This window comes from Flavobacterium sp., from assembly GCF_965277525.1.
Lineage (GTDB): Bacteria > Bacteroidota > Bacteroidia > Flavobacteriales > Flavobacteriaceae > Flavobacterium.
In genome coordinates this window covers 860,991-876,546 of record NZ_CBDIDC010000005.1, presented here as the reverse complement: position 1 = coordinate 876,546, position 15,556 = coordinate 860,991, and the positions used below count along the sequence as shown (strand labels likewise).

The window sequence follows — 15,556 nt, the reverse complement described above, 5'->3', positions numbered from 1 at the left end:
GAAATTTGCCTGCTTTATAATTTTTGAAATTGTTTGGGTAAAAAGCCGGTTTGATTTTTAAACGTTCTGATAAAATGACTTTGATCTGCAAAACCACATTCAAAACCAATATCGGTCAAGTTGCTCTTGTTGGATTCTATCAGCGAAAGCGAACGATCGATTTTGATCCTCCGCATGTATTCTCCCAATGTACAGCCAAAATATTTAGGAAAATGTTTTGATATCGTAATGGGATTTAAGTTCAAAACCTGCGCGAGATCATGCAAATTTGGATTTTGATTCCAGCAATCGTTCAGCAGTTCGTTTAAACTCTTAACCCAAAACGGACTTTTTTCGAATCTTTCTAAATGCGTATTGGCGCTCGATAATTGAGCAAATAACATATTGATCGTATCGCCGGAAAAAGTATCGGCAATCATAGATTCTTTATAAATCTTCAGGATCAAAAATTTGGTAAGTGTAGTATTATGAATCGATTTTTCGATAACAGCTTCAGAAATCTGAAGTTCTTTGAGCAGGTTTTCCTCAATTTCGATATTGATATTTTTAGACGGAAAAAGCGTATCCTGATTGAGATGCAATTCGTCACTATGATAAAATAATAACGAACCCGGACCCACAACGGTACTGGAGTTTTTTCGTTTTTCGGCTGTTCCTCCTTTAAGGAAAAGGGTTATATGCGCATTATTATGCGAATGCCAGCCTTCGTAAACCTTATTTTGATACTCCGTTTCAACAACTGCAATGCCTTGCTTGTTGTTGAAGATGTTTTTGGTATTACCCAGATATTTCTCTTTTTCGAGTTCGTACATTTTCCGGTGTATAGAATGCAATTACAGCAGCCAAATTAATACATATTTAAACATAATAAAAAGGTATTTGTTTTTGATTCTAAAAGAGTTAAAGGTTTTGCATAATTTGTAAGGTTTTGTAGCTTAAAAAAAATATTTTATAAAAATTAACGGTTAAAGTCTAGTTTTATTAACTGAAATTTAATTGTTTTGTAACAAATTGTAAATTACAACAACTAATTTATCAAATCATTAAATATAAATTATGAATACATTTTCATTCAAATCAGTACTTGCTGCTTCGGTTTTTTTCGTTGGGGCAACAGGCTGTTTTGCACAAGACATTTTAGTGAACTCACTAAAACTAAATGCAAGCGAAAAAAGTAAAGAAAACTTTAAATTCACTGACGTGATCAATCTTGGGACTACTTCTGTAAAATTGCAGGGATCGTCAGGAACGTGTTGGAGCTATTCTACGAACTCTTTCTTAGAGTCAGAAATGATTCGTTTAGGAAAACAGCCGGTAGAATTGTCTCAGATTTACTCTGCAAGAAACGTTTATGTAGAAAAAGGGGTTAATTATGTTCGTATGCACGGAGCAGTTACTTTAGGCGACGGTGGTGCATTGCACGACGTAATTAATATGTACAAAAAATACGGAACTGTACCTAGAGAAGTTTACACAGGATTGAACTACGGAACAGACAAAAATAAATTTGGAGAAATGGCAGCGCTTATCGAAGGCGTTTTAACTGCTGTGGTTAAAAACCCGAACGGAGAATTAACGCCAAACTGGAAAAAAGCGTATACTGCCGTGATCGATTCGTATTTAGGAACAGTACCGGAAAACTTTGCTTACAAAGGAAAAAACTATACACCACAAACTTTTGCTAAAGAAGTAGTAGGGATTAACCCTGACGAATATGTAGAGATCTCTTCGTTTACAACATCTCCGTATTACCAAAAAACAACCATGATGGTACCGGACAACTGGTCATTTGATCAGGTTTATAATGTAAAAGTAAACGACATGACAGATGTTATCGACAATGCTTTGAAAAAAGGATATACGGTAGCCTGGGCAACTGACGTAAGTGAGAAAAGCTTTAGCTGGAAAAATGGTGTGGCTTATGTACCAACAAAGAAATTTGATGATATGACTGCCGAAGAAAAAGCAGACATGTTCAACGGACCAAAAGCAGAGCCTGAAATTACTGCTGAAATGCGTCAGACTGCGTTTGATAACTACACAACTACAGACGATCACGGAATGCACATTATTGGTATTGCAAAAGACCAGACCGGAAAAGAATATTACATCGTAAAAAATTCATGGGGAGCAACAAACGACTACAAAGGATACTTGTTTGTGACCAAAAACTTTGTAAAATATAAAACAACTGCTTTGTTGCTAAACAAAGGCGGAATTCCAACGGATATCGCTAAGAAGTTAGGGGTTTAATTAATATACGTTTTATAAAATAGAAAAAGCGCTGCAAGAAATTGCGGCGCTTTTTTATATAGTATTATTAGGGAACGTTTTGAAAAGTATGTAGACGAAAATATAGATAGTATCACTTTCCTGAACTCAGGAAAGCGATACTATTATTTTTATAAAGAATTACTTCCCTTTCAAAATCTTCTCCAAATACTCCACTTTCTCTTTCTCAGCCAAAACCAAACGCTCATAAAGTTCTATAACTTTATCAAGAGGATTAAAACTACAATTATAATTAAGTCCGGCATTGACAATGCCATTATCGGTATAAGTATTTCCAATAATATTTAAAACCGCCTCTTCAGAGAAATTCTTAATTCCTTCAACAGACACGCCTAAAACTTCAGCAATTGCTTTAAGTTTTTCTTCATCGATTGTTTCACTGTTTTCAATAGCAGAAATAGCCTGTTGGTTCGTTCCTAAAGCTTGTGCCAATGCTTCTTGTTTCATATCACGAAGTTCACGAATACGGCTAATTTTTCGCCCTATATGATTTGGTTTTGTTAGTGTGCTCATAGTTCAAAGATATTTAAAATTCCTGAGAAATTATCGGTATAGTAAAATACAGGTTTACTTCTGTACGATACAGTCTTTTTAATTTTTAGGCACGATGATCTGTTGCCTTTTTTCTGTCTATAAAACAAAAATACAATTTTTCGCACAAGAATAATAAGGACTGAATTGAAATTATTTAAGCGTAATGATCTTAAAGATAAATAGAGTGTAAAAACGTTAAATTGTTTAAATCCAACAAACAAAATAAGCATTTTAGCGCGTGTTGTCATTATTTGTAAGTTTTGTAATACATTAAATAAAAAAAGCTATCTTTATTCGTTTTTTAGTATTGTCAATTAGCCTGTCACATAATGAAAACGTATATAATATTTTTTATAACCATTCTATGTCTTTTTTCTTTTAACTGTTTTGCACAGCAAAGTAGTAATGTTCCGGTTATTGAAGAAACAGAACAAGTGCGTTCGCAATCCGACAACAACATAAAAGAAGATCTTGTTATAGCAGGCTATTATGTAGAAGAAACTGTTCATATGGCCTTTGGAATAAGTGTTACCAAATATAAAGTTTCAAAATTAAATTTGATCAATACTTATGACCTGGGGCCCAACAACACCAGAATTGTAACACCCATATATGAAAAAGCAAAAGTAAAACCGTCTGAACCTGAAATATTATCAAAAGTGCAGCCAACTGAACTTGCAACACTCTCAAAAATGCAACCACTGGAACTTGGATTACAGCCAAAAGCAAATCCGGCTGAATTTGGAAGACCATCAAAAACACAATCAGTTGAAATTGGATTGCCACCAAAAGTACAGTCAACAGAATTTGAACTATCATCAAAATCGAAACCGGTTGAAGTTGTACTTCAGTCAAAATCACAATTACTCGAAATTGGATTACAGTCAAAAGCTTTTGATACCATTGCCACTACTATAAAACCCATTAATGTTGAAGTAGCTGCTTCGGCTGAAAGGCCAAAATATGTTATTATAGATGTCGTAAATACCTATTCAAAGGTTTTAGACAAAGGGTATAAGTCAGTTGATATGCTTACAAAGGTTGCAGATAAAGCTTACTTCAATGGAGATCTTGAGGTTGCAGCAAAATACTACGCAGAATTATTGGCTATGAAAATAAATTTAGAGCCAATGTATTATTATCGCTATGCACAATCACTAAAAGGAATTGGGCAAATTGAAAAAGCAGATGAAATGATGAAATTGTTTGAAGCTAAAAGTAAGGCTTACAAAGGGATTTTGGCAAAAGAATAGCTTTTCATTATCAGTCAATATCAAACTATTTTGACGATAGAAGTACAAATGCTTTAGCGGATTCTTTTAATGCCAAAATAAAAGCTTTTAGATCTCAGTTTAGAGGAGTCAGAAATATAGATTTCTTCTTATTCAGATTATCTAATCTTTTTGCCTAATCCCCAACTTTTGCACCTGATCCGGCAAAGTCTTCATTTTTTAATAAATTATCGTGAAGTACTGATTTGGCTATGATATTAAAAGAGAAAAGACCTTACATTGCTGTAAAGTCTTTTTTTTTAAGCTCCCTCTCTTGGGCTCGAACCAAGGACCCTCTGATTAACAGTCAGATGCTCTAACCAACTGAGCTAAGAAGGAATCACCTTAAAGGTAAATATGTTTGCTAAAAAAAAGTTGCTCCCCCTCTTGGGCTCGAACCAAGGACCCTCTGATTAACAGTCAGATGCTCTAACCAACTGAGCTAAGGAGGAAGTTGTTGTTCTTTTTAGCGAGTGCAAATATAGAGCATTTTTTAGTTTCTCAAAAATATTTTGACACTTTTTATAAAATATTTTTACTTGCCTACAATTGCCTTGTAAATGTCGTTTCCGTTAGCAAACAAAAGCAGTGCTATAAGTAAAACGAAACCAACCATTTGGGCATTTTCAAGGAATTTATCACTTGGTTTTCTACCACTAATTATTTCGTATAATAAAAACATCACATGACCACCATCAAGAGCCGGAATTGGCAATAAATTCATAACTCCAAGCATAATTGACAATAAAGCGGTGATCGACCAGAATACTTCCCAGCTCCAAGTGCTTGGAAAAATGTTAAAAATTGCCGCAAAACCACCTACTTGTTTGTATGCTTTCGTTTCAGGATTAAAAATCATTTTAAGCTGTTTTCCGTAACCTACCAGTTGATCTTTACCTTTTGTTAGTCCAACCGGAATTGATTCAAAGAAACTGTAGTTTTTAGTGCTTACCTTATAGTATCCTAGTTTTTCTAAAGATGCCATATCTAATGCACCTGCTATTACACCTATCGTTCCTTCGTTAGAAACTTTAACTGTAATAGGTGTTTCTTTTAAATCGCGTAATACAACTGCAGGAATGGTTTTTCCTTTGTTGTTCGCCAAGACTGCTTTTGCCTCGTCAAAATATTTCACTTTTTCTCCATTAAGAGAAAGAATTAGATCTTTTGTTTTTAAATTTTGATTAGGAGATTCGTCAGTAACTTTTCCAATGGCAAAGGGTACGCGAATACCAACTAATAAACCTTTTTCATGTTTAGATAGCTGATCAACAAAATCATTTGGTATGTTAATAGTCTGTTGTTGTCCGTTTCTTTCAATTAAAACTTGTTTAGCCATGATGATATTCATGTTTAACTCTTTGTCAAAATTTTCGACTTTTTTTCCATCGATAGAAATAAGTTTATCGCCAGTCTTAAAGCCAGCTTTAAGCATTACAGGATTTTCAATCAATACACCATCTTTAAGGTCAGCATTCGCTACATAGGTATCGCCATAAGCAAAAGCCATCCCTATGTAAATAATAAAGGCTAGTATAAAGTTGACTGTAACACCACCCAACATAATAATCAAACGTTGCCATGCTGGTTTAGAACGAAATTCCCACGGTTGCGGAGGCAGAGACATTTGTTCTTTGTCCATGCTTTCGTCGATCATTCCTGAGATTTTTACATAACCTCCCAGCGGTAACCAACCAATTCCGTATTCTGTTTCGCCAATTTTCTTTTTTAAAAGCGAATATTTAACATCAAAAAATAAGTAAAATTTTTCGACTCTTGTTTTAAATAATTTTGCAGGAATAAAATGTCCTAATTCGTGAAGAATAATAAGTAAAGATAAACTCAATAGAAATTGAGAGAGTTTGATAACTATATCCATTTTGTATTTTTAGTTCGTAATTTAACGCACAAAAGTAGCGTTTCTATTTTAATTTAAGACCGCAAGATAATACTTAAGGTTTTAAATTCTTGTTAATAATTGTCCTTACTTTTCTATACATCAAGTAAAGCTTCTATTGTCCTCGCATATTAGTAACTCTTTCGTTGTTAATGTTACAATTGTCTTATTTTAATACTCTTAAAACTTATAAGAGTTACTTTTTAATCGTAACCATTTTAACTTCAGCTCCAATTAGAAACAAGTTTATTCTTAGATAATTAACAGAAAATATTTTAAAATTCTCAACAGTTTTGTTGTTTTATTAATTTTAAATTCCAGATCATGTTTTTATTAAGCAAATTCAAAGAATTAAAATGATCCATAAGTTGATTAGTACTGAAAAAACAGGTAGCCCAAGTGCATTTGCAAGAAAGTTATGTGTTAGCAGAAGTCAGCTTTATAATGAATTAGAACTGATAAAAGACCTCGATGCACCATTAAAATATTGTAAAAAGAGAGAAACATATTACTATGAAACCTCTTTTGAGGTAGTATTAAGTTTTTCGCTTAAAACGATCAAAGATGATGAATCGAAAGAAATTTTTGGAGGCTCTAACTTCCGTCCAATTTTATTAGATGGAACTCTGATAAGTTTGCTGTAACAAAAAAGTTCTCGAGAAAATGATTTTGCTGAATTTAAAAAATCTCCTATTGTAAAAAACGCCTATTAATACTTTTTTTATGAAAAAAATTATCACTGTTCTTGTGGTTTTAGTATATTTTACGATTATTGTCTTATCTAGAAAATATTCTGACAATCATATTGTTGCTTTTCTTACAGGTATTTCTTGTGCTGTTGCAATTGCTTTTTTTCTTTATATGATTGATAACAAAAAACGTTATTCAAAAAGGGAATAATAATAATTGTAAACATATTTTTTAATTAGAAATACTCTCTTTCTAAGAAAGACTAAGCTATGAACTTCAGTTCAGACCCGGTAAATACACTTGAAAATCTTATAGCAAAAAACAAATCAAAAAGCTTTTCACTTTACTTTATCATCCTTCTGGCGATTATAGTTTTGTTAGTGTTATTGCCAATTGTTAAATTTGATATTAGTAGTCAAAGCCGTGGTATAATTCGCAGTGTAACCGATAATGTTCCGGTTTCAACTATTGTAAGTGGCAGAGTTAATTGGGTTCATTTAAAAAATAATGCTTTTGTAAAAAAAGGAGATACACTTTTAAAAATTTCAAAAGAAAATCTGGAGAGTGATAAAAAAATTCAGGATACATTATCAGGATCTGTTTCAGCATTATTACATGATATTTCAGCTCTTTTGCAAAATAAAACATCTCATTTATTAACCACTGCAGCGCGGGAAGATGTATTCAAATTTGAGTCAGGAAAAAATGAATTGCAAAGCAAAATCTCACAAGCACAAATCAATCACGACCGTAATAAAATTCTGTACGATAAAGAAATTATTGTCAAAGCTGATTTTGAGAAACTAGAATACGAATTACGCTTAAGCAAACAGGCATTGCAGAGTTTTGTAAGCCAACAAAAATTAACATGGGAAAATCAAAAAAGAGATTTAGAAGATCGTTTGAAAAATCTTAACGGAACTGTTGCCAAAATAAAGGCAGAATCGAACAATTAGGATGTGTTGGCTCCTGTTTCAGGCACCATAGAAAACTATTCAGGAGTTCAGAAAGGTTCTTTCATAAATGCGTCACAGCCTATTGCCACAATTTCATCAGCAGATCAGCTTCTTGTGGAATGTAATGTGTCTTCAAATGATATTGGGCTTATTCGGAAAAATCAAAAAGTAAAATTTCAGTTAGATGCTTTCAACTACAATCAATGGGGATTGCTGGAAGGAAAAGTAATCGATATTGACCATAATATAACCTTACAGAATTTGTAGAAAAGTTACCAAATGGTTTTGAAACGCAGATTGGTGAAAATGGGGCGATGTTATCTGGCGGGCAAAAGCAAAGAATTGCAATTGCAAGGGCACTTTACAAAAATCCTGAAATTTTATTAATGGATGAAGCAACATCTTCATTAGATACAAGTTCTGAGATGATCGTTAAACAAACGATTGATAACTTCAAAAAAGAAGGAAAAACTATAATTATTATTGCCCATAGACTCAGCACAATTGCCAATGCTGAAACGATAATGGTAATGAAAAATGGAGCTATAGTAGAAATCGGAAATCACTTCGACTTATTGAAACAGGAATCAGAATATTACAATCTTTGGAATAAACAGCACTTGCTTTAAAAGTTTGTTAATTAATCAATATTTAGATTTCTCTTTTTATCAAGATGCCTTAACTTTACTTTTTAAACATTATTATTCAATTAATATTGTAAACTACTAAAAGTTACAACTATGGCGTCATTATTATTTTCTCCGCTTACTATAAAAAAAATTACTTTAAAAAATAGAATCGTTATTTCGCCTATGTGCCAATATTCGTCAGTTGACGGATTTGCAAACGATTGGCATTTGGTTCATTTAGGAAGTCGTGCCAGTGGTGGAGTAGCTTTAATCATTCAGGAAGCAACAGCAGTTTCTCCCGAAGCCAGAATTTCTCTTTCGGATCTTGGAATATGGAAGGACGAACACATTCAGAAACTAAAAACAATCAACGAATTTATTGTTTCTCAAAATTCTATTCCGGGAATTCAACTGGCACATGCAGGACGAAAAGCAAGCGTTTCGGCTCCCTGGGAGGGCAATAAAAAATTAGATTTCGCTCAGGGCGGATGGCAGACTGTTTCTGCGAGTGCTATTCCGTACCACGAAGATGAACCATTTCTTCCGGAAGCTTTAGATCAAAATGGAATTGAGAAGGTAATTTCAGATTTTAAAGCAGCGACAAAAAGAGCTGTTGAAGCGGGTTATAAAGTGTTAGAAATTCACGGAGCGCACGGTTATTTATTGCACCAATTTTTATCACCTCTAACTAATATCAGAACCGATGAATACGGAGGAAGTTTCGAAAACAGAATCCGTTTTACTTTAGAAATTGTTGAAGCTGTTCAAACCGAATGGCCATCCCATTTGCCTTTATTCGTTAGAATCTCGGCAACAGATTGGGCAGAAAGTGGATGGAATCCCGACGAATCAGTAAAGCTTTCCAAAATCTTAAAAGAAAAAGGAGTAGATGTAATAGATGTTTCCTCAGGGGGATTAGTTTCCCATCAAAAAATAGAATTAAAACCGGGTTATCAGGTTCAGTTTGCAGAGAAAGTTAAAAAAGAAGCGTCTGTTTTAACCGGTGCAGTTGGCTTGATTACAGAAGCACATCAGGCTGAGACTATCTTAGAAAACGGTCAGGCTGATTTAGTTTTATTCGCCAGAGAATCATTAAGAAATCCAAATTTGCCTTTAGATTTTGCCAGAGAACTGAAAGACGATATTCATTGGCCAAAACAATACGAACGCGCTAAAATTAAATAAACTTTTTGCCACAGATTCCACAGATTAAAATGATTTAAAAAAAAATGTCGCCACGAATTACACTAATTTCCACGAATGATATTAATTCAAACTGCGAAAAAAATTAGCGAAAATTAGTGTAATTGCTTCGCCTGTGCGCTATCGCTCGGATCGTGGCGAAAGAAAAATCATTTTAATCTGTGGAATCTTTGGGAAAACTAAACAGTACAAAATGCAAAAAATAAGAACAGCACTATTATCATACGGAATGTCAGGGAAAGTTTTTCATGCTCCGTTTTTAAATATTCACCCGGGATTTGAATTATTAGGCTCTTGGGAAAGAAGCAAAAAGCTAATTCAGGAAGATTATCCAGATGTAAAAAGCTATCCTTCGATCGACGATTTATTAGCAGACGATGTCGATTTGGTCATCGTAAACACACCCGTGGGAACACATTTTGAATACGCCAAAAAAGTATTATTGGCAGGAAAACATGCTGTTGTCGAAAAAGCGTTTACCACTACTGTAGCTGAAGCCGAAGAATTGGCAGCAATTGCCAAAGAAAAAGGATTGAAATTAGCTGTTTTCCAAAACAGAAGATGGGACAGTGATTTTAAAACCGTTCAAAAAATAATCAAAGAAGGAACTTTGGGAGATCTGGTAGAAGCTGAATTCCATTTTGACAGATATAATCCACTATTGAGCCCAAAAGCACATAAAGAAACGGTAAATGACGGAGCCGGGATCCTGAAAGATTTAGGTCCGCATTTAATTGATCAGGCAGTTTGTTTATTTGGTTCTCCAAAGTCCGTTTTTGGAGATATTCGTTATACCAGAGAGCATTCTTTGGTTGATGACTGGATCGATTTATTATTGATTTACGAAGATTTCAGAGTACGGCTAAAAGCCAGTTTTTTTGTCAGAGAAGCCAATCCTGCTTACACAATTCATGGTAAAAAAGGATCTTTCTTAAAACCTCGTGGCGATGTTCAGGAAGATGATTTGAAATTGGGTAAAAAACCAAACTTAGAATCCTGGGGAACAGAATCTGAAACTTTAAAAGGACTTTTGCATACCGAAATTGATGGAAAAGAAATCAGAGAAAAAACACCAACACTTCAGGGGAATTATTTTTCATTTTTTGATGGAGTTTATGATGCAATTGCAAATAATAAAACAGAGCCTGTTACAGCACAAGATGGTGTAAAAGTGATGCAAATCATCGAGGCGGCAATTGCCAGTCATGCACAGCAAAAGGTGATTAATTTGTAGAAAATTAGCCCATGGATTTAGCGGATTAAACGGATTAACGCAAATTAATTTTAATCTCTTTTTAAGTTATACCTTAGACAAGGAGTGCGTCTTTTCGTATGGCCAAAGATTAAATAGATAGTAATCTTTTATCCCGATAATTATCGGGAGGAGTAAAAAACAGGTTAATTGTTGCAACATAGAGACGCACATCAGTGCGTCTTTCTTTGTAAGGATGGATAGAAAATATTTGTCACTTTGTCTCTCAGAACCTTTGTTCTTAAAAAATTATAAACATACAACGTTATAAATCGAGGAACTAGTAGGGTTTTATAGTCTATAAAGTAGCTTTTTAGTACTTTTATGCTATCAAACTTAAAATGTATCACTTTGATCAGTTTCAATCCATTATCGCTATTCCAAACCAAAGGAAAAATCAAGAAAGTTTATAGAGAAGCAAAAGCCTCTTATTTAAACCGAATTCGTTTTGCTGTCGGAATGTTTTATTTCGGGATGGGATTGAGTTTTGCAACCTGGGCAAGTCGAATCCCGGATATTAAAACCGCTTTGCATTTGACTGAAGGTGATTTGGGGTCTATCCTTTTTGCGCTTCCCGTAGGGCAATTAATTATTATGCCTTTTTCAGGAAAAATGGTTACAAAGTTTGGGAGCCATAGAATTCTTGTTTTTTCTCTAATAATGTATGTTTTATGCCTGGCCAATTTAGGTTTGGCAACATCAGCATTGCAACTCTCGTTGGGATTATTTCTATTTGGAGTGTTTGGGAACCTAGCCAATATTGCAGTGAATACTCAAGGGGTTTATACCGAAGTACTTTTTAAAAAAACAATCATGTCTTCTTTTCACGGAATGTGGAGTTTTGCCGGATTTACCGGAGCTTTGGTAGGTTTAGGAATGCTGACTTTAAAGCTCACGCCACTTCATCATTTTTTAATTGTGGGAGGAATTGTGCTTGTAATGGTTGCTTTTAATTTTAAATTCTTAGTCAAAGCCAAAGAAAAAATAAAACATAAAACGGCTGAAAAGAAAAAGTTGTTTGTAAAACCGGACAGTTCTTTACTCTGGCTTGGAGTTATTGGTTTTTGTAGTATGGCAAGTGAAGGCGTCATGTTTGACTGGAGCGGAGTTTACTTTAAAGATGTTGTAAAAGCGCCTGGACCTTTGGTTATTTTAGGGTATACTTCCTTCATGATTATGATGGCCAGCGGTAGATTTTTAGGAGATGGTCTGATCAATAAATTTGGTCGGGAACGTGTCATGCAAATTAGCGGAATCATGATTTCGGTCGGACTTTTTACCGCTGTCTTTCTTCCTTTTATTATTCCTTGTACTCTTGCTTTTATGCTGGTTGGTTTGGGAGTCGCCACGATTGTGCCTACTGTTTATAGTATGGCAGGAAAAAATCCAACCGTTCCTCCGGGCGAAGCTTTAACCATTGTTTCCAGCGTGAGTTTCTTAGGTTTTCTGATGGGACCACCGGTTATTGGTCATATCGCTGAGGCTTTTGGACTTCAGTTCTCTTTTGCCTTTATCGGAATCTTTGGGGTGCTGATTGCTTTTATGGTTTCAAAAATCAGAACTACAGCATAAAATAATCCCGAAAATAAAGTCGTAAAGTTTTTATTTTAGCCACAGATATAAGGATTAAAATGATTTTTCTCTTTTATGTCACTTCGACAAAGGAGAATCACAATTCGATTTTGACAAATAGTGAAGTTTTTTTGCAGAGTTTCTCGTGTGACTTGCTTCGTCTGTACACTATTCCTTAATAAATTTAGTGCAATAATTATAAAGCATTTTGTTTTATTAATTAAAAATTAACAGGAAATTTCCTTTTTGTCATTTTTTGTTTATATTTGAATTTTAAATCATTCTTATGATTGATTTTGAAATTTACACCACTCTTCCAAAAACCATTTTTTATCCTTCGATATACGATTAAAAAGTTTTGAAAACCAAAGCAATTTAATCTTAAAATTAATTATCAAATTAAATTGGATTTTTTATGGGGAAAAAATGCATGTTGATTTTTATTTTATTTTCTTTTAGAGTTGCTTTTGCACAAGAAGAAACGATCTTCTCAGGAGTAGTAATCGATGCTAAAACACAAAATTCTCTCGAGAATGTCGTCGTGAGCATCCAGAACTCTTCTGTTACGCAACTTACCAATATAAAAGGAGAATTTGAATTGCATTCTTCTATAAAAGGAGAGCAGTTTTTGTTAGTACACAGCCAGGGTTATAAGGATTTGCTTCTAAAAGTAAATTCAAATTCTGAGCAGAGAGTCAATCTCGGAATAGTACAACTGGAAGATAATTTTTCAGATGATGTGCCTGCAACGTTAATCACATTACTAGATAGTGATTTATCAGATGACAATAGTTCATCAGAAATGACATCAGGTCTCTTACAATCTTCAAAAGATGCATTTATGCAGGCTGCTGCTTTCAATTGGGGGCAAGCCCGATTCAGGGTTAGAGGTTTAGACAGCGAAAACGGAGCGATGATGCTGAACGGTATGATCATGAACAAGATTTACGACGGACGACCACAATGGAGCAATTGGGGAGGTTTGAATGATGTGCTTAGAAATCAGGAATTTTCTGTTGGAGCAGCAGCTTCAAATTATACGTTTGGAGGAATATTGGGCACGCAACAAATTTCGACACGAGCTTCAACATACAGAAAAGGAGGGAGACTTTCGTTTTCGGGCAGTAACACCACTTACAATTGGCGCGCCATTGGTACCTATGCTTCCGGAATGAACTCCAAAGGCTGGGCGTATGTCGTTTCGGCAGGAAAACGTTTAGGTAATGAAGGTTATTTTGAAGGAACCAATTTTGATGCCGAGTCTTTTTTTATCAGTGTTGAAAAGAAATTAAGCAATAAACATTCGCTAAATTTTACCGGATTTTATACGCCAGGTTCCCGGGGGAAAAATTCAGCCAATACAGATGAAGTCATACAATTGACGAATGAAAAATACAATTCTTATTGGGGATATCAGAATGGAGAAAAGCGAAATGCAAGAGTAAAAAAAGTGGAAGAACCGTTATTGATGCTGAATCATTATTTTAAAATAAATGAAAAAGCAAACCTGAATTCGAGTGTAATGTATCAATTCGGGAAAGTGGGAAACAGTACCATTGATTATCAAAATGCAAACAGTCCGGATCCTGCTTATTATCGAAAATTGCCTAGTTACTACACTTCACTTTACGGAAAAGATATCGGAGAATTCTCGGGAGAATTTACACCTGATTATGCAAATGCAGCGCTAAATAAAAAGCTATTTCTGGAAAACCCACAAATCAATTGGGATCAAATGTATCAGGCGAATCAGAAACCAATATTAAATTCTGATGGAGTAATTACTGGCTATCAGCCGTCCCAAAGTCATTATGTTTTGTATGAAGACCGGACAGATGATAAAACATTTTCCGCCAATTCAAATTTAAATATTCAAATAACGGAGAACAGCACTTTTGATGGAGGAATCGTATTTCGGAATTTAAAATCACACCAATTTCAATATCTTCTAGATTTGCTGGGAGGTGAGTATTTTGAAGACATCGATGCCTTTTATAGCGGAGATCAGGCGCAATCAGATTTGCAAAATCCAAATCGTCAGGTAAGAAAAGGAGATACTTACGGTTACAATTATAATCTTTTGGCCACTACAATTGATGCTTTTACACAGTTTAAATTCAATTATAGAAAGATTGATTTTTATTTAGGACAATCGTATTCGGTTTCAAATTATCAACGGGAAGGTTTGTATCAAAACGGAATTTATCCAACATCTTCTCTTGGGAAAAGTCAAAAAGAGAATTTCGAAAATTTTGGTTTCAAAGGTGGATTTACCTATAAAATTTCAGGCAAACAGTGGTTATTTTTTAACGGAATGCATCTTGCAAGAGCACCTTCACTTCGTAATACTTTTGCAAATTCACGCTTGAATAATTCAGTTGTAGACGGAATCGAAAATGAAAATATCAGTAGTGCTGAAGGGAATTATGTTTTCCGTTCACCTAAGGTTAAAATCAGGACAACGGCTTATTGTACTTTGATCAAAAACACCACAAAAACTTCTTTTTTTTATGCTGAAGGAATTTTTGACAGAGGTGCAAGCTATAATAATACGGATGCTTTTGTCAGCCAGACTTTAACACATCTGGACAAGAAAAATATTGGGGCAGAGTTAAGTTTCGAATATCAGATTTCATCTACATTAAAAACGACTTTGTCTGCGGCGTATGGTAATTATACTTATAGTAGCAATCCAAATGTTTCGATTACAAATGATGCAAATGCTGCAAAAGGAGATACGCAAACTACTTTTGATTTTGGAAAATCCTACCTTAAAAACTACAAACAACCTGGTATGCCACAACAAGCCTATTCGGCTGGAGTAGAATATCGGGATCCTAAATATTGGTGGTTGGGAGCTACTATTAATTATATGACAGAAAGTTATATTGATGTTTCGCCTATTGCCAGAACAGCTCGCTTTTATAAGAATCCGATAAGCGGTTTAGTTTTTCCTGAAGCTTCGGAAGAGAGGGCGGCGACATTGCTGAAACAGGAAAAATTTGATCCAATTGCATTGCTCAATCTTTCGGGAGGTAAGTCCTGGCGATTGTCTGGTAAATATATAGGGCTTTTTGCCAGTGTAAATAATGTGTTGGGCGTGACGTATAAAACAGGTGGCTTTGAACAGGCACGAAATGCGAATTTTAGAGCACTTAACCAGGATGTTTCCAGCGGAACACCATCATTTGGTCCTAAATATTTTTACGGTTACGGAAGAACTTATTTTGTGAATCTAGCTATTGGCTTATAAATTTTTA

At 34.6% G+C, this 15,556-nt stretch carries 15 protein-coding genes and 2 tRNA genes; 12 read left to right on the top strand and 5 right to left on the bottom strand.

The genetic code is table 11. The features are described from left to right. Positions 1-14 precede the first annotated feature (14 nt). A complete protein-coding gene (locus tag ACQY44_RS12115; protein WP_428230604.1) occupies positions 15-812 on the bottom strand; it encodes a helix-turn-helix transcriptional regulator in 798 nt (265 codons plus the stop codon). A 244-nt stretch (positions 813-1,056) separates the two neighbouring features. Between ACQY44_RS12115 and ACQY44_RS12110 the strand changes: the two genes are divergently transcribed. Beyond that, positions 1,057-2,253 (top strand): aminopeptidase C, encoded by a 1,197-nt coding sequence (locus ACQY44_RS12110; protein WP_428230603.1) that lies wholly within the window; start codon positions 1,057-1,059, stop codon positions 2,251-2,253. A gap of 159 nt (positions 2,254-2,412) precedes the next feature. Here the strand turns inward: ACQY44_RS12110 and ACQY44_RS12105 are convergent, their stop codons facing one another. Next, positions 2,413-2,805, bottom strand: a complete 393-nt coding sequence (locus ACQY44_RS12105) for a helix-turn-helix domain-containing protein (protein ID WP_428230602.1) — start codon at positions 2,803-2,805, stop codon at positions 2,413-2,415. 350 nt (positions 2,806-3,155) lie between these two features. Between ACQY44_RS12105 and ACQY44_RS12100 the strand changes: the two genes are divergently transcribed. Continuing rightward, positions 3,156-4,079: a hypothetical protein gene (locus ACQY44_RS12100; protein ID WP_428230600.1), complete on the top strand. Its 924-nt coding sequence runs from the start codon at positions 3,156-3,158 to the stop codon at positions 4,077-4,079. Further along, positions 4,076-4,237, top strand: coding sequence for a transposase (locus ACQY44_RS12095; protein ID WP_428231193.1), 162 nt, complete (start codon positions 4,076-4,078; stop codon positions 4,235-4,237). Before ACQY44_RS12100 ends, ACQY44_RS12095 begins: the two co-directional genes overlap by 4 nt. 125 nt (positions 4,238-4,362) lie before the next feature. Here the strand turns inward: ACQY44_RS12095 and ACQY44_RS12090 are convergent. The 3 genes from ACQY44_RS12090 to rseP all read right to left on the bottom strand — a co-directional run bounded on the left by ACQY44_RS12090 (position 4,363) and on the right by rseP (position 5,976). Next, positions 4,363-4,436 (bottom strand) — tRNA-Asn (locus ACQY44_RS12090). Between the two features lie 39 nt (positions 4,437-4,475). After that, positions 4,476-4,549 (bottom strand) — tRNA-Asn (locus ACQY44_RS12085). Between the two features lie 83 nt (positions 4,550-4,632). Further along, a complete protein-coding gene (gene rseP, locus ACQY44_RS12080; RefSeq protein ID WP_428230598.1) occupies positions 4,633-5,976 on the bottom strand; it encodes an RIP metalloprotease RseP in 1,344 nt (447 codons plus the stop codon). 374 nt (positions 5,977-6,350) lie between these two features. Between rseP and ACQY44_RS12075 the strand changes: the two genes are divergently transcribed. From ACQY44_RS12075 to ACQY44_RS12035, 9 genes are all read left to right on the top strand, one after another. Continuing rightward, positions 6,351-6,638, top strand: a complete 288-nt coding sequence (locus ACQY44_RS12075; RefSeq protein ID WP_428230597.1) for a hypothetical protein — start codon at positions 6,351-6,353, stop codon at positions 6,636-6,638. Positions 6,639-6,717: 79 nt separating this feature from the next. Beyond that, complete coding sequence (locus ACQY44_RS12070; protein ID WP_428230596.1) at positions 6,718-6,894, top strand: hypothetical protein; 177 nt, start codon at positions 6,718-6,720, stop codon at positions 6,892-6,894. A gap of 59 nt (positions 6,895-6,953) precedes the next feature. After that, a complete protein-coding gene (locus tag ACQY44_RS12065) occupies positions 6,954-7,640 on the top strand; it encodes a biotin/lipoyl-binding protein (protein WP_428230595.1) in 687 nt (228 codons plus the stop codon). Between the two features lie 3 nt (positions 7,641-7,643). Further along, on the top strand, positions 7,644-7,907 hold the full coding sequence (locus tag ACQY44_RS12060; protein WP_428230594.1) for an HlyD family efflux transporter periplasmic adaptor subunit: 264 nt from the start codon (positions 7,644-7,646) through the stop codon (positions 7,905-7,907). A 119-nt stretch (positions 7,908-8,026) separates the two neighbouring features. Further along, positions 8,027-8,269, top strand: a complete 243-nt coding sequence (locus tag ACQY44_RS12055) for a hypothetical protein (protein WP_428231204.1) — start codon at positions 8,027-8,029, stop codon at positions 8,267-8,269. A gap of 111 nt (positions 8,270-8,380) precedes the next feature. Next, positions 8,381-9,454 carry an NADH:flavin oxidoreductase/NADH oxidase gene (locus ACQY44_RS12050; protein ID WP_428230592.1) on the top strand — a complete coding sequence of 358 codons (1,074 nt, stop codon included), beginning with the start codon at positions 8,381-8,383 and terminating at the stop codon, positions 9,452-9,454. A 211-nt stretch (positions 9,455-9,665) separates the two neighbouring features. Then, complete coding sequence (locus ACQY44_RS12045) at positions 9,666-10,706, top strand: Gfo/Idh/MocA family oxidoreductase (RefSeq protein WP_428230591.1); 1,041 nt, start codon at positions 9,666-9,668, stop codon at positions 10,704-10,706. Positions 10,707-11,075: 369 nt separating this feature from the next. After that, on the top strand, positions 11,076-12,296 hold the full coding sequence (locus tag ACQY44_RS12040) for an MFS transporter (protein ID WP_428230589.1): 1,221 nt from the start codon (positions 11,076-11,078) through the stop codon (positions 12,294-12,296). Positions 12,297-12,711: 415 nt separating this feature from the next. After that, positions 12,712-15,549: a carboxypeptidase-like regulatory domain-containing protein gene (locus tag ACQY44_RS12035; protein ID WP_428230588.1), complete on the top strand. Its 2,838-nt coding sequence runs from the start codon at positions 12,712-12,714 to the stop codon at positions 15,547-15,549. The last annotated feature ends 7 nt before the right edge of the window (positions 15,550-15,556 follow it).

Excerpts from the sequence above, each read along its gene's own strand:
- ACQY44_RS12115 (WP_428230604.1), bottom strand. The coding sequence starts at position 812 with ATGTACGAACTCGAAAAAGAGAAATATCTGGGTAATACCAAAAACATC.
- ACQY44_RS12110 (WP_428230603.1), top strand. The coding sequence starts at position 1,057 with ATGAATACATTTTCATTCAAATCAGTACTTGCTGCTTCGGTTTTTTTC.
- ACQY44_RS12105 (WP_428230602.1), bottom strand. The coding sequence starts at position 2,805 with ATGAGCACACTAACAAAACCAAATCATATAGGGCGAAAAATTAGCCGT.
- ACQY44_RS12100 (WP_428230600.1), top strand. The coding sequence starts at position 3,156 with ATGAAAACGTATATAATATTTTTTATAACCATTCTATGTCTTTTTTCT.
- rseP (WP_428230598.1), bottom strand. The coding sequence starts at position 5,976 with ATGGATATAGTTATCAAACTCTCTCAATTTCTATTGAGTTTATCTTTA.
- ACQY44_RS12075 (WP_428230597.1), top strand. The coding sequence starts at position 6,351 with ATGATCCATAAGTTGATTAGTACTGAAAAAACAGGTAGCCCAAGTGCA.
- ACQY44_RS12070 (WP_428230596.1), top strand. The coding sequence starts at position 6,718 with ATGAAAAAAATTATCACTGTTCTTGTGGTTTTAGTATATTTTACGATT.
- ACQY44_RS12065 (WP_428230595.1), top strand. The coding sequence starts at position 6,954 with ATGAACTTCAGTTCAGACCCGGTAAATACACTTGAAAATCTTATAGCA.
- ACQY44_RS12055 (WP_428231204.1), top strand. The coding sequence starts at position 8,027 with ATGGATGAAGCAACATCTTCATTAGATACAAGTTCTGAGATGATCGTT.
- ACQY44_RS12050 (WP_428230592.1), top strand. The coding sequence starts at position 8,381 with ATGGCGTCATTATTATTTTCTCCGCTTACTATAAAAAAAATTACTTTA.
- ACQY44_RS12045 (WP_428230591.1), top strand. The coding sequence starts at position 9,666 with ATGCAAAAAATAAGAACAGCACTATTATCATACGGAATGTCAGGGAAA.
- ACQY44_RS12035 (WP_428230588.1), top strand. The coding sequence starts at position 12,712 with ATGGGGAAAAAATGCATGTTGATTTTTATTTTATTTTCTTTTAGAGTT.